Origin of the sequence: Shouchella xiaoxiensis, from assembly GCF_016907895.1 — a bacterium.
Taxonomy (GTDB): Bacteria; Bacillota; Bacilli; order Bacillales; family Bacillaceae_D; genus Shouchella; species Shouchella xiaoxiensis.
The window spans coordinates 121,126-135,909 of sequence record NZ_JAFBCV010000011.1; the positions used below are offsets into that span (position 1 = coordinate 121,126).

Annotated in this window: 13 protein-coding genes; 4 read left to right on the forward strand and 9 right to left on the reverse strand. The window is 39.2% G+C overall.

Annotated features, from left to right (window positions below; translation table 11 throughout):
* Positions 1-15: 15 nt before the first annotated feature.
* The 5 genes from paaA to JOC54_RS16365 all read right to left on the reverse strand — a co-directional run bounded on the left by paaA (position 16) and on the right by JOC54_RS16365 (position 5,454).
* Positions 16-963, reverse strand: coding sequence for a 1,2-phenylacetyl-CoA epoxidase subunit PaaA (paaA, locus tag JOC54_RS16345; RefSeq protein WP_204467540.1), 948 nt, complete (start codon positions 961-963; stop codon positions 16-18).
* Between the two features lie 223 nt (positions 964-1,186).
* Complete coding sequence (locus JOC54_RS16350) at positions 1,187-2,518, reverse strand: phenylacetate--CoA ligase family protein (protein WP_204467542.1); 1,332 nt, start codon at positions 2,516-2,518, stop codon at positions 1,187-1,189.
* Positions 2,519-2,784: 266 nt separating this feature from the next.
* Entirely contained in the window at positions 2,785-4,146 is a 1,362-nt protein-coding gene (gene gdhA / locus JOC54_RS16355) for an NADP-specific glutamate dehydrogenase (protein WP_204467545.1), read from the reverse strand.
* Positions 4,147-4,223: 77 nt separating this feature from the next.
* Positions 4,224-4,841, reverse strand: a complete 618-nt coding sequence (locus tag JOC54_RS16360; protein ID WP_204467547.1) for an NUDIX hydrolase — start codon at positions 4,839-4,841, stop codon at positions 4,224-4,226.
* A 97-nt stretch (positions 4,842-4,938) separates the two neighbouring features.
* On the reverse strand, positions 4,939-5,454 hold the full coding sequence (locus JOC54_RS16365) for a stage II sporulation protein P (RefSeq protein ID WP_204467549.1): 516 nt from the start codon (positions 5,452-5,454) through the stop codon (positions 4,939-4,941).
* 250 nt (positions 5,455-5,704) lie between these two features.
* Here JOC54_RS16365 and JOC54_RS16370 point away from each other — a divergent pair, with 250 nt between their 5' ends.
* Positions 5,705-5,851, forward strand: a complete 147-nt coding sequence (locus JOC54_RS16370; protein ID WP_148297904.1) for a lmo0937 family membrane protein — start codon at positions 5,705-5,707, stop codon at positions 5,849-5,851.
* 191 nt (positions 5,852-6,042) lie between these two features.
* Positions 6,043-6,507: an Asp23/Gls24 family envelope stress response protein gene (locus JOC54_RS16375; protein WP_051991234.1), complete on the forward strand. Its 465-nt coding sequence runs from the start codon at positions 6,043-6,045 to the stop codon at positions 6,505-6,507.
* Between the two features lie 40 nt (positions 6,508-6,547).
* Here the strand turns inward: JOC54_RS16375 and JOC54_RS16380 are convergent, their stop codons facing one another.
* A complete protein-coding gene (locus JOC54_RS16380) occupies positions 6,548-9,592 on the reverse strand; it encodes an efflux RND transporter permease subunit (RefSeq protein WP_204467551.1) in 3,045 nt (1,014 codons plus the stop codon).
* A 341-nt stretch (positions 9,593-9,933) separates the two neighbouring features.
* Between JOC54_RS16380 and sda the strand changes: the two genes are divergently transcribed.
* Complete coding sequence (gene sda, locus JOC54_RS16385; protein ID WP_081761095.1) at positions 9,934-10,068, forward strand: sporulation histidine kinase inhibitor Sda; 135 nt, start codon at positions 9,934-9,936, stop codon at positions 10,066-10,068.
* Positions 10,069-10,121: 53 nt separating this feature from the next.
* On the opposite strand, the gene JOC54_RS16390 is transcribed toward sda, so the two are convergent.
* The gene (locus JOC54_RS16390) at positions 10,122-11,816 is read right to left on the reverse strand and encodes a M3 family oligoendopeptidase (RefSeq protein ID WP_204467553.1); all 1,695 of its coding nucleotides are present in this window, start codon (positions 11,814-11,816) and stop codon (positions 10,122-10,124) included.
* 162 nt (positions 11,817-11,978) lie between these two features.
* Here JOC54_RS16390 and JOC54_RS16395 point away from each other — a divergent pair, with 162 nt between their 5' ends.
* Positions 11,979-12,536, forward strand: coding sequence for a flavin reductase family protein (locus JOC54_RS16395; protein WP_204467555.1), 558 nt, complete (start codon positions 11,979-11,981; stop codon positions 12,534-12,536).
* 164 nt (positions 12,537-12,700) lie between these two features.
* Here the strand turns inward: JOC54_RS16395 and JOC54_RS16400 are convergent, their stop codons facing one another.
* Positions 12,701-13,360, reverse strand: a complete 660-nt coding sequence (locus tag JOC54_RS16400; protein ID WP_204467557.1) for a potassium channel family protein — start codon at positions 13,358-13,360, stop codon at positions 12,701-12,703.
* Between the two features lie 20 nt (positions 13,361-13,380).
* Positions 13,381-14,727: a TrkH family potassium uptake protein gene (locus tag JOC54_RS16405; RefSeq protein WP_239586775.1), complete on the reverse strand. Its 1,347-nt coding sequence runs from the start codon at positions 14,725-14,727 to the stop codon at positions 13,381-13,383.
* Between the last annotated feature and the right edge of the window lie 57 nt (positions 14,728-14,784).

Genomic DNA, 14,784 nt, shown 5'->3' on the forward strand with positions numbered 1-14,784 from the left:
CACATCGATCTCTCCCTAGTGAGCAAGAGCGCGCCTTACCCATGCATTATTGTCATAGGACACTCTGCGTAAATTTAAACGTTCCTGCGAGAACGGTCCTTCATTTCGGGTAATTTTCCTAAATTCATTCCAATCGGGCTGTTGGTAAGACCATGTTTTACTTGACTCATCATAAGATAGGGTTGAATCGGGAATTGTTAGCCCTAGTGCAAGAACACGGGGGATATATTTTGATAAAAATCGTTGCCTTAGCTCTTCATTCGTGTTCGTACGAATCTTATATTTAATGGTGACATCTTGCTTTGAAGAGCCCGTTGTTTCCTTGCTAGCTGGTCCAAAGAACATTAAGAGAGGTTCCCACCATCGATCAAGCGCTTCCTGAATCATAGCTCGCTGCATCTTGTTCCCTTCCGCAAGCGCTAAAATAATCGCTTCCCCGTGTTGTGCGTGAAAAACTTCTTCTGCACAAATTCGTTTTAATGCTCTAGCATAAGGACCATAGGAGGCACCAAGCATGTTTGTCTGTGTAATGATTGCAGCACCATCGACGAGCCAGCCAATAATACCAGCATCCGCCCATGTTTTCGTCTTCATATGAAATACGTTATGAAATTTCAGTTTTCCACTGAACAAATCTTGCATTAAATCAGCTCGATTCCGTCCATAAGGTTTCATTAAATCTTCAACAACTCTGAGTAACAATTGTCCATGACCCATTTCATCTTGAACCTTAGCCATAATACCTAGTTTACGATAAAGCGATGGAGCTCTAGGAACCCATTCTTTTTCTGGGAGCGCCCCCATTATTTCACTTATTCCATGCATAGAAATAAGCTTAATTAACGTTTGACGATACTCTTCAGGCATCCAGTCATCCGCTTCGATTTTTTCACCAGTTTCAATTCTTTCAACAAAAACACTCATTCGCTCTTCTTCTGTCATATGCTCTGTTATAACGTGCATATAGCTACCCCTCCCAAACGAACAGATAATGGTATTGATCCACCGAGCGTGTACTATACATTCGTTGCCTCTTTGCAGGTGGATTAAGAAAGACTTTGACTTTATTCATGCTGTAAATACCTCTCAAACCCAACTTCAAATACCTCATGGATACCCAACGCTCTCCTGCTGTATTAAACTGGTACATCTTTACGGTCTTAGACATTGACAATTGCTTAGGTCTTTAAACAACACCCTTAGCTGCATTTTTCCTTTGATCAATAACTCGTAATGCCTTTCCTTCCGACCGGGGAATGACACCAGGTTTCTCTATCATCAGATCAACACTAACCAAACATGTCGATTTAATTTGTTCAACTACTGTTGCCTTTAGATTTTTAACTAACGGGTGAGCTAAATCCGCGCCAACCTGCATATAAAACAACTCATCAATCTCGATATGAATTCGCACCTCTTCCATTGATGCCTTCGTTGTCCAATAAATTTGATAATGAGGTGCAAGGTTCATTGCTTCTAGCAAGACGCGCTCAAGCTCGGAAGGAAACACATTGACACCTCGAATAATAAGCATGTCATCCGTTCTTCCTTTAACTCGTGTCATTCGCGCAAGCGTTCGACCACAATGACAGGAATCGGTACGTAAAGCGGCTACATCACCTGTGCGATATCGTATAATTGGCATTGCTTCTTTCGTTAAACTTGTAAAAACAAGTTCTCCATACTCGCCCTCCTCAACAGGCTCCAGCGTAATTGGATCAATTACTTCAGTTATGAAATGATCTTCTGCAATATGCAGACCGTCTTGGGCTTCATGACACTCACTGGCAACTCCCGGACCCATCACTTCACTTAGGCCATATATGTCGACCGCTTTTATTCCCAATAAACGTTCTAACTTTTTTCTCATTCCCTCTGACCAAGGCTCCGCCCCAAAAATGCCATAGCGAAGTCCAATTGATTGAGGATCAATTCCTTTTTTGATTAATTTTTCAGTTAAATGAACCATGTATGATGGTGTTGCACAAATTCCTTGCGGTTGAAAATCTTGGAGTACTAACAGCTGTCTTTCCGTATTGCCACTAGAAATAGGAATTGTGGCTGCTCCAAGCGCTTCAATACCAGCGTGAAGACCCAAACCACCGGTAAAGAGTCCATATCCATATGCATTATGGATCAAATCAGTCGATTTTCCTCCTGCCGCAACAATAGTACGTGAGACCATTTCACTCCAATTTCTTAAGTCTTGAGCTGTGTAACCAACAACAGTCGGCTTTCCACTCGTACCTGAAGAGGCATGAATTCGCGCTAGTTTCTCTTTAGGAACAGCTAATAATCCAAATGGATAGTGATCTCTTAGGTCTTGTTTTGTCGTAAAGGGTAATTTTTTTAAGTCTGACAAGGTGTTTATTTGTTCCGGTTTTATTCCTAGATCATCAAACTTAGCTTTGTAAAAGGTAACATCCTGATACACTGTTTTTACTGTCTGTTTAAGTAATATCGTTTGCATTTCATATAAGTCCGCTCTGTTAGCTGACTCCATTCTTGGAGTAAACATCGTCAACCTCTCCTTGTCACGAGTGATGATCATTATCTACTAACAAAATAAAAACGACAAACTAATTTATGTTATAAAAAAGCGTACCACTTAATGTAAGCGCTGTCAATTATGAAAAATTGAAAGTATTAAATGATCTAATAAAAAAATAAGACTAAACCGCGGGGTGCTTTAAACGACGGTTTAGTCTTATTTCTTTAACATCATTTGCTTCATTTGCTACATCTGTTAAAAATTTATCCGACTTTATTTTTAAGGCACAACCGTTAGATGATACCTTGAGCTATCATGACATCGGCAACTTTTTTAAAACCTGCTATATTTGCTCCAGCTATTAAATTGCCCTCCTGTCCATATTCTTGAGCAGCATTCTTACTCTTATCATAAATATCCGTCATGATGTCTTGCAGCATCTGATCGATTGCTTCAAATGACCATGAAACCCTTGAGCTGTTTTGCGCCATCTCCAAAGCAGATACGGCAACACCTCCAGCATTCGCTGCTTTACCAGGACCAAACGCAACATCGCTTTCTTGAAATGCAAGTATCGCATCATGTGTGCAGGGCATGTTGGCACCTTCCGCAATGACTGATACGCCATTCTCGATTAGTGCTCTAGCATTGTTCTCATCTAGTTCATTTTGTGTCGCGCACGGTAGAGCGACATCACACGGAATCGTCCAAATCGACTCTTCATTGTCAAAAGTAGTATTGGAATTAAACTTCGTATACTCTGAAATACGCTTGTTTTCAACTTCTTTTAGCTGCTTTATTTTCTCAACATCCAGTCCTGCTTCATCGAAAATATAACCACTGGAGTCACTGCACGCAATAACTTTTGCACCTAGTTCAATCGCTTTTTCCATTGCATAGATTGAGACTTTTCCAGCGCCTGACACGATAACTCGTTGCCCCTCTAACGACTTATCCTGATCTTCAAGCATTCGCTTCGCAAAATAAACCGTGCCATAACCTGTTGACTCCTGCCTCATCCAACTTCCGCCAACATCAATGCCTTTGCCAGTAAAAGCTCCTTTTTCAAATGCACCACGAAGCCGTTTATATTGACCAACCATGTAATCGATCTCTCTACCTCCTACCCCTATATCGCCAGCAGGAACATCCACATTCGGACCAATGTACTTCGATAGTTCATTCATATAGCTTTGCGTAAAACGCATGATTTCCATATCGGATTTGCCTTTTGGATTAAAATCAGCGCCACCTTTTCCCGCACCAATTGCTTGTCCAGTTAAAGAGTTCTTAAAAATTTGTTCAAAGCCAAGAAACTTAATAATGCTTGCGTTAACGGAGGGATCGAAACGAAGACCGCCTTTATATGGCCCAATCGCATTATTAAATTGAACCCGGTACCCACGGTTAACATGGATAACGCCTTCGTCATCCATCCAGGCTACTCGAAACGTAATCATTCTGTCTGGCTCTGTCATTCTTTCAAGCACTGCGTGCTTTATGTAGTGAGGATGCTTTTCAAACACTGGAACAAGCGAGTAGGCAATTTCCTCTACAGCCTGATAAAACTCGGGTTCATTCGGGCTTCTCTCTTTTACCGTATGAATGACACGTTCAACGTATTGTTTTGCCGATTCTTCTTTATTAGTTCCCATAATTGTTCCCCTCTCATCAAACCATTTTCCATTCACTTCCCGTTCCTCTGGTAGATAAACCAGCTAGTTTACGAAAATTAATCAACAACTGTTTGTTTCTGCGGATTATCATAAAAAGAAAAAAGTAGTTGAATCTGTTCAGTTGTATTTCTTCCGGTTGAGACTTCAGGCAAACAATCTCGAGAGAAAAAGCCAACTTGATCCGTTTCCAGACCCACCTCACCCTCTCCTCCTAATAATCTGCAATGAAAGAATAGTTTATAGTAATGAAAAGGCTGGACAGGGTGATTGTGTTTGTTCATATCGAGAAGGGCTACTAATCGTAATACCTCTGCATCATAGCCAGACTCTTCTTTTATTTCTTTAACAATATTTTCTTTTGCAGATAGCCCCACGTCGCAAAAACCACCTGGGAGAGACCAGCGATGCTCTGCTTTTTCACGCACTAATAAAATTTTATTTTCTTTAAATAAAGCTCCTCGTACATCTAGCTTTGGGGTTTGATACCCTTCTTCCTTCGCAAACCACTCATCTATCGTTTCCTTTTTAACCTCTGAATACTGTTCCATAATCTCTGCACTAAGTGAACGTAATTCTTCATACCTCTCCAAATCATAGACATCTCTTGAAAAAGCGATTCCGGATTGAGCAATAGCATGCATTTTTCTAGCCCAATGAATCCATTTTTGCTCCAATTTTACTCCTCCTTTCTAAACGTTCTGACCTCTATAGCTTTGCTCACAACCTCCTTTCACTTCATGTTTTATTATAATTGATCTGATTAAGTGTATATCAAACTCTTTTTCTACTTACAAGAAAAACCAATCTACTAGTTTCAAGAAGATTGGCATTCGTTTTGAGATGTTTTAGTACCTCTATACTAGTTTGAACGACTTTTGTTGTTTCGTTTAATTCTTCTTCTGTATTCTCTGATCCTCCAACAACAATCTTTAATGACGTATGATCTGTTGTGTCATCGAGAGCAACCTCTGTCAATATACCTCTACTCAATCCTGGTTTATATCTCTCCAAATAATTGTGCAATTGATAAGCAAGCTGCTTTTGTTCCTCGGCATTAGGAGCTCCCATATGAACTTGAAAAAGGACTCTCGCTTGTTCACTTGAATCTTGGATAAGCGTCGTATATGAACGATTAACTACTTCTTTTCCTATTTCAAAGCTTACATGAGCGGGTTGCTCAGTTCCACTAGCTTGTCCATCTGTTGGATGAGTTATAGGTTCTACAGAGGATTCACCTCCAGCTAAAAATACAGTCGTGATAAAACCAATCAGTAACCATTTATACAAAGCGATCACTCCTATTCATGAATATCTTTTCTAGTATTCTATGAACAGAAACTCGCTTTTATTCCATTACCTGTTTTATTTTTTCACCCATACCAGTTCAAGCCTGATTTCTACTTTGGTTAAAAATGATCGTTTTGCGTAGAACGTCAAATTACATATAAGCCGTTTCTTGAAACGTTTAACCTATTTTCATTAAGGGAATAAAACTTACGCTATTATATTTTTACTATTCTATGGAGGTGCTTAAACAATGCTTTGGACAATTATTGGTATCTTAATTGTTTTGTGGTTAGTTGGACTCGTTTTAGATATTGCTGGTGGGCTCATTTATATTCTTCTTGTTATCGCTCTTGTTGTTTTTATCATTCAGCTTATTACCGGAAAACGTGGTTCTTAGCCTAACTTTTATTAAAACGAGCTGCTAAAAATTGCGCTCGTTTTTTTTTTTGCTTAGTGTTAAGATTCATTCTTTTAATTAATTTAGGATCTATTTTTGGCCTCACAACTAAAGAAATGATGGTTTATTTACCTATCAAAAAGGTTACAGATATGTATGTTCATTTTATCAATAACGAGGAGAGATACATGATGGCTAGTAGCATCCAATCCACGAAAAAGACGAACAAGCAAATGGAACAAGAAAAACAAGATGAGACTAAGAATGAGAACCGCGATAAATTAACGTATGATAATGAAGTCATTAAGAAAATCGCTGCACTTGCCACAATTGAAACGAATGGTATTCTCGGTATGAGCGGTAATTTCTTTCAAGGCGTTCGTGAGACATTTGGCGGAGATGAAAGTATAACAAAAGGTATCCGTGCTGATGTTGGTGAAAAGCAAGTCGCAATTGACATTGAAGTTTTCGTTGAATATGGTCAAAGCATCCCTACCATATATAAAGAAATCAAAGAGAACATTTCTAGAAATATCCATCAAATGACTGGCTTAGAGCTTGTTGAATTTAATATGAATGTCGATGATGTTTTTACAAAACAAGAGTTTCATTCGAATAAGTCGAATTCAAATTCAGACCCAGATCGCGTTGAATAAATGAAAAAGCATGGAGCTTCATATGAAGCTCCATGCTTTTTTAGTCTAATTTCCCTTCTTTCCACCTAGCCCTTACTAAATACAGGGCAGGAACAACAAACAATGTTAATATTGCCGAAAATATGGCACCTGATACAATTGTGATTCCAAGCGGCTGAAACAGCGTACTATTGCCGAATGCGATCGGTAATAACCCGGCAATTGTTACAAGTGACGTTAAGACAATTGGTCGGAAACGCTGTTCTGCGGCGAGAAGCACCGCTTCTTTAGCACCAAGCCCTTCACGTCTTCTTTGTTCAATAAACTCGATTAACACAATTCCGTTTCGAACAACAATACCTGCAAGACTTACTCCACCCATTAGCGACATAAAACCAAGGCCCGTTTGAGTGATAAATAAGCCAATCATCGCACCCGAGAAAGCAAGATATACGGCGCTAAGAATGATAAATGGAATGGTTAAGGAATAAAACTGAACAACCATAGCAATTAAGATTAGGAAGACGACAATTAGGAAGATTTGTCCGATTTGAACAAACACTTCGGTACGCTCAGACGTTTCTCCACCAATTACAATGGAGTAGCCATCTTCTTCAAGCGCAAGCAATTCCTCTTCGACCGTTGCCACAATATCATCAGCAGATTGATCTTCGGACGGAAACGCTCGTACCGTAACGACTCTTTCTCCATCTTGATGTGGAATTCGCGGTTGAAGTTGCTCTTCATTTATTGAAACTAGATCGTTGAGAACAACAGCTTCTCCAGTTGTTCCAGTAACAGTAACCTCATCTAAAAGAGAAAGCTCGTCTCCTTCATAAGCTAGTCTCCAATCCAATAACTCTCCATCTGAATCAAACGTTCCGAGTGGAACCCCCTCACCAATTGCAGCTAGTGCACCAGCAATATCATTTGTCGATAAACCGTTCGATTCCATTTCATCTCTTTGCAAATCAAGTGTAATCGATGTCACAGAATTACCGACATCATCGTCGACGTTTAGTACACCTTCGGATTGTAAAAGGATGTCTTGTGCTTCCGCACTTTTATTCATGAGTGTCTCCATCGACTCACCGCTAATTTCAATTGCAATTGGTGCACCAACAGGAGGACCTGATTCAATAATTGACACTTCATAAGACTCAATTAGATTGAATTCCTCTGGCAAGGTCTCGCTCCATTGGTCCATTGCTGTTCTTGCTTCAATTTGGTCTTTGTCGATAAATACGAGGAAATTGGCTAAATTCTCGCTTTCTTCGCTTCCACCATCTGTATTAAATAAGCGCGGTATTGCTGTACCTGTGTAACTTGAAACAGATTGAACAAATTCGTGATTTGCAAGCCATTCCGCCATTTCTTCAGCCTGTTCTTCCGTTTCAATTAGCGGTGTGCCATCTGCTAAACTGGTTTCTACAAATACTTCTTCTCGATCAGAATCGGGAAAAAACTCAATAGGGATAAACGGAATAAGCCCATACGCTAACGTCCCAATAAACAATCCACCAAAACCAACAAGAAACGGACGATTTACTACTCCTTTCATCCATTTTCGCCCATACACTTGCCCAATCTTATCTAAACTAGGTCCTAATAAACCCGGGGCACGTTGCTCTTTTGACATCGGCTTGCGTTTTTCTCGCCAAACACGATAAATTGGAATTCCAATTAGCCCAACTACAGTAGAAGCAACAATTGCACTGATAATAACAACAGGCAACGGACGGATAAATTCTCCAGCTCCTCCCGGAAGAAATATAATCGGGAAGAATGTAAAAATGACGATTATGGTTGATGTAACGACTGAACCTAATACTTCAACCGTTCCTTTTCTGGCAGCTTCTTTGGGCGCTTTTCCTGCTCTTAACTGCCTTTCGATGTTGTCGTTTACGACAATGGCGTCATCAACAAGAATGGCCAGCACCAAAATATAGGCAATGAGGGAAATTTGATTTAAATCTACGCCGAAAAACGGCAAGGCAATTGATCCAATACTTAACGAAACTGGCACTGCAATAGCAACACTGATTGCTGAACCAATTCGTAAACCAAGCGAACATACAAAGAGTACAGCTATAACAGCAAAAGCGAAAGATAATGCTAAATCAGTAAATAGTTCAGAAACTAAATTTGCCTGAGTATAGAGCAATTCCATCGTTGCTTCATCTGGAAGATCCGCTTCTAGCCCTTCTACAAATTGATCAAGTTCGTCTTGTGCTGCTGGAACACTACTTCCTGCTTGCAGTGTAAACGTAAGTGATAAAGCAGGATTGCCATTAAACTGGACAGACTCTTCTCTCGCCTTAAATGTCTCTTCCATAGTACCAATGTCTTCAAGTCGTATAATATTTCCACTTTGGTCCACACCCACCGGCACCTGATTGTAATCAGCTATTGTTGAAAATGCGTTGAGATTAACAGGATAAATAGCTCCTTCACTTTCCCACTCACCAATGGGAGTTGTCTCATTTTCCTCCTGGAGAATACCTAACACTTGGCCATAGCTTAAATTATTTTCTTCCATGGCTGAAGCATCTAGAGAAACAAATACTTCTTTTTCTAACGCTCCTTGAACATCAAGTCCCGTAACATGAGCAAGCTGCGAAAGGTTATCAGCATATTGATTAATGACGTCTTGAAGTTCTTCTAGATTAACTCCTTCGTTTAACTTTATTTGATACGTAGCAAGCCCTTGGTCGCCTAAATCCGTTTCCACTTCTGGTTCCATGGCGTTATCCGGAAACGACGCTGTCACTTGATTTATTCGTTGTGTTACTTCATTCCATACAGATTCTTTATTTCCGACACTTTCGTCGAGTTCGACCGTAATAAGAGAAATACTCGGCGCAGAGACCGAATCATAGGATACAATTTCTTCAAATTGCCCCAGTACTTCTTCAATCGGGTCTGTCACTTGTCTTTCTACTTCCTCTGTTGAAGCACCAGGAAATGCAGTTGTAACTTGTCCAATTGGAGGTGAAAACTCCGGAATTTCTCGTTGTCCAAGCTGAGTGAAACTAATTATCCCAACAGCTGTTAACATAATAAAAAGTAGAGCAACCAATTTTGGTCTACTTAGGATCCAGTTCATATATTCCCTCTTTTCTAATCAACGTCATTTTCTCTTACCCCTATTTCCGATTATAAAAACACCTTTTTTCTGTTCTTCTTTTTCATTCATCTTCTGATTTTAAGTTAGGTACATTCCAGCTATCTTTTTGTACAATTTTTTAGGTCTGTTACATTCAGATAGAGTAGCAATCTCTAGTCTAAACGCCGAACACTCTCCTCTTTTCTATAAAAACTTCAATCTTTCAAAATTATTTTAGAAAAAAAGAAGGAAAAATCGCTTTTTATCGAATATATAGTATATGAATATCAATTCACTCACTATATATTGTGTATTCACAAAATTGTAGAGGGGGGCCTCGAGTGTTAGGCCAGCTGCCAAATGAGCTACTTCTGGAATCTTACTGTCGCGCAATTGAACATCAACTAAGCCCTGACTTTATTTCAATCCTAAAAGATGAATTATTTCGTCGCGGGATTATTCATCAGTGCAGTTAATATACACTATTAAGAAAGACATGATTGTAAAAATCATGTCTCTCTAACTCGTTTTATTGGTCAAGCTCTTTTAATTCAGTTTCTATAAAATCCATTAACGAACGAATTGTTTCTGCAGAGAAATCAAAGCGAATACCTGCTGTTTTGTACACATCTGCCAGTCCTTTAGAACTTCCTAACGTCAATGCTCTTTTGTAGCTTTCAAGGGTTTCTACTGGATTTTCTTTGTAAGCTTTATACATCTGAAGTGCACCAAGTTGAGCAATGACATACTCAACATAATAAAAAGGAACTTCAAAAATATGTAAGATTCGTAACCATGCCGTCTCCTGCCATTCCTCATGTTCAGACCAGTCGGCAACCTCCGAATCAATTGCTTTCAAAAGCTGTTTAAACGTCTGATTACGCTCTTCAACTGTATGCATTGTATTTTCATAGAGCCAATGCTGAAATTGGTCAATAACCATCCCTGCTGGCAAGAAGTCCACAATTGATTTTAACTGCATACGTTTCGCCCGCTTTAGCTCCTCATTATTACTGTAAAATTGCTCCCACTGATTCATTGTGAACAGCTCCATCGACATACTCGCAAGCTCACTTGACTCCATCGGCGTATCTCGATACAAATGCAATGGTATGTCTTTTTTTAAATCATTATGAATACAGTGACCCATTTCGTGCAGCAATGTAATTAGATCATCATGCGTGTGCGCGTGGTTCATGAAAACAAATGAGAGCCCAGAAACTGGTAAAGGTGCGCAAAACCCACCCGGTGATTTACTCTTCCTACTCTCCAAATCAAGCATTTTCTTATCATCCATTAAATGAAGCAGCTCACCGAAACGATCATCTATTGACGTCAGGACGCTGCGACTCTTAACGATTAACTCCTGCGTACTAGAGAAGGGCTTAAGCGGAGCTTGCTCCGGCAAAACAGCGCTCACGTCCCAAGGCTTATATGTTTCTACACCTAATGCATCTTGATGCTCTTTATGCAACTTTTCTTTTAATGGTTTTACATAGGTGGCGATGTTTTGTGCCAGCTCTTTGCAATCGCTCGGCGAGTAATCAAATCGTTCATATTTTTTAAACATGTAGTCACGATAATTAACAAAACCCGCATTTGTTGCTTTTTTCTGGCGGATTTCGATTAATTCGCTCATAATCTCTTGCAATGGCTTTTCTTTAACAAGAAAGGCTTCACGACTTAAACTCATCGCTTTTTTTCTTATTTCTCGATCACTATTCTCAGAGTAGGGAGAAAGCTGCGCTAACGTCTTTTCTTCTCCATCCCAATTAACGGTGAGGGATCCTGTATGTTCAAAATAAGCTGTCGTTAAACGGTTTTCTTCTATTTCTAAAGTAATGTTCTCTTCACGAAATAAAGCTTCGGCATTCTTTCTTCTTTTAACTAGATAGCCATAACGTTCTTCCGGTAAATTCTTAAGAGCTTTTGATCCTAAAAAAGCTGAGTCAAGCTTTGCAGAATACGTCTTTACAATAGGTTCAATAACTTCTTGGTCATGCTCAAATACTTTTTTCGTTTCTGTCGAATTGCTATAACAATTAAAATCAATATAGTGGCCTGTCAGCATCTCTTCTATTTGACCTAATAATTCAGATTCTTTCTGTAAAAACACTTCCAGCTGAACAACAGAATCTAGTGGAATAGCAAGAATTTCTTCGAATCGATTAACCACGTTTTCTGTATCATTAAAATCCAACGCAGATTGATAGAATTTTGACATAACGTATCAGCTCCTTTTCGCTATTCTAGCAAAATATCCAGGAATCAATCTAGTAAAAACTGTCACTAGCCTAAAGCTTGTAGGAATTTAGCGACTTAGGTTAAACTAGTTATACCTTTAACAAACGTTAATAGAAACCATCGGTTAGGAGGATTAATTAAAATGATTGAACCAGTACACGCTTCTTCATGGCACACGTATCCTAGCATGGTTGCAATTGTTACTTCACAGTATGATCAGGAGCACAATGTGATGGCATCTGGATGGCATACATTCATGGCTACTGACCCTGGTCACTATGGAATAGCCGTTCGTAAAGAAACCTATACATATGAGTTAATTAAGCAAAGCGGAGTTTTTGCTGTCCAATTTCTTCCTGCCGCTCAATCTGAGCAAATTCAGGCTTGCGGTACGTATAGCGGAAGAGAGATTGATAAATTCAGTTCATTCTCCATTCCTTATAGACCTGGAATAAAAGTAGATGTGCCTATCTTAAGTGATGCCTATTTTGCTTATGAATGCAAAGTCGTTGGTCAACACACATATGGAACACATGAATGGATTGTTGGTGAAGTTGTCCAAAGTTACCGTGACAAACAGCTTTTTACGGGTACAAATGCGGTTGACCTTAACAGACTTCAAGTTCCCTTGTATATTGGACGCTCAGAATATCGAGTGCTTACAAGTGATGCTCCGCGCAAAATCCACATAAAGCCTTAGAAAGCACAGCCTTCTGTTTTGAAATAACAACAATCAGAAGCTTTTTTCCATTGTTATTTGCTTGGAAAGCTCCCCTTATCTCTATCTAGCCACTCCCTTTTTTAAATTGAAACCAGTTATTCAGTTACGTAGTGTCAAAAAAAAACAGTGACATAAAGTCACCGTTACAATGCTCCCTTTTCAAATCGTTTTAAATCTTTATTCTCACCTAATATGATGATGACATCTCCTTCAGTCAGCGTGTCATCTGGCATCGGCGTAATTGTTAACCTTCCAGCTGATTTAATCCCTAATATATTGCACTTGTATTTTTTACGAATGTTCAATTTCGCTAAAGGTTGACCCGCAATCTTACTTGTAGCGCGCATTTCTAAAATACTGTGATCAGGTGAAATCTCAACATAATCTATTATCTTATCTGAATCTAAGCTGTGAGCAATTCGTATACCCATATCAAGTTCAGGATGGACAATTCGATCCGCACCGATTTTTTCAAGCACGCGGTGATGCTGTTCATTTCGTGCCTTTACCCAAACTTTTTTAACACCTAATTCTTTTAATAAGAGTGTTGTTAAAATGCTCTCCTGAATATGGTCGCCTATTGCTACTAATACACAGTCATAATTGGTTGGTTCAAGTGACCTTAGCGTTTTTTCTTGCGTCGTATCCGCAATAATCGCACGGCTAGTGAACGCATCCGCATCTTGCACTCTCTCTTCATTCTCATCAACCGCAATAACATCGTGACCTTGCTTATAAAGTTCCTTGCACACGCTTGTTCCAAAACGACCAAGACCGATAACTAGAAACTGTTTTTTTGACAATCCACTAACCTCCCGTTTAACTAACCAATGATGATTCGCTCTGTTGCATACCGGTATCGATCTGGTTCTTCCTCTTTACGTAGAGAGAATAGCAAAGCAACAATTCCCACACGTCCAATTAGCATCAGCACCATCAACACCACCTGACTTGAAAATGTTAGTTCAGACGTTACGCCTAATGACAATCCACATGTTCCAAATGCAGATGCTGTTTCTACAAAAACTTGGACTAATGATATACCAGATCCTTGCTCAAAATACATGATTAGTATCATTGCTACAATAAACATAAAAGCGAATATTGATATAACAATAAAGGATTTCTGTTGATCTTCTTCATGAATACGTCGTCCAAATACCTGCACATGTTTTCGTCCCAAAGTAAAACTCTTAATCGATAGAGCCATGACGGCAAGCGTCGTTGTCCGAATTCCCCCACCAACACTTGATGGACTTGCACCAATAATCATCAAACAAGACAGAAACAACAAAACAGGCACGTGAAACACGTTTAAATCAACAGTACTTAACCCAGCACTCCTTGCTGTTGCTGAGAAAAAAACAGACTGAGAAATTTGTTCATGCCAATTTAAATTTGCAAAAGCAAGATCTTTTTCTAAGAACCATATTCCTAATGCGCCTATAATAAAAACGATAAAATAAGTCGCAGTAGACAGCTTTGTGAACAAACTAAATTTAAATGTACGTTTTCGACTCTTAAGATATTCCGTGCATTCAAGCAACACCGGGAAACCAATTGATCCAGCAAAGATTAATAAAATAGTTAGGATTTGGACAACATAGTCATCTACAAACGGTATTAACGACTGGCCCGTTAAATCAAACCCAGCATTTGTGAACGCACTTAGTGCTGCAAAAGCCCCTTGTATATAAGCATCGATTGGATTCTCAAAAAACTGTAAATAATATGTACCTAATAATACAGCTGCCACACCTTCGATCATTAACGCAATCAATAATAAACTACTCATCAGCTTAACAAGGCCAGAAAATTGATTCTGTACCCGATTTTGATCAACCATGATGAGCAATTTTTGCGATACGTTAACTCTTCGACCAAATAAGATCCATGCAAACGTCCCAAGCGTCATAATTCCTACGCCACCCATTTGAATGGCTAACGCCAATACCAATATTCCAGCGGTATTAAAGGTCTCTACTACATTAATTGTAACTAAGCCCGTAACACTCACTGCACTTACTGATGTAAATAAAGCGTCTTTATAAGAAAGATCAACTCCTGGCTCATGAAAAATGGGTAGATAGAGCAACATGCTAAAGACAAACATAGCAATAATGTAAGCATAGAGAATCAGTCTAAATGGATTTCTTTTTCGCGAATTCATTGCCAAACTCCTCTTCATCTAACTCCAGCTTACTAAATGATTTTATTTTAGTGCACT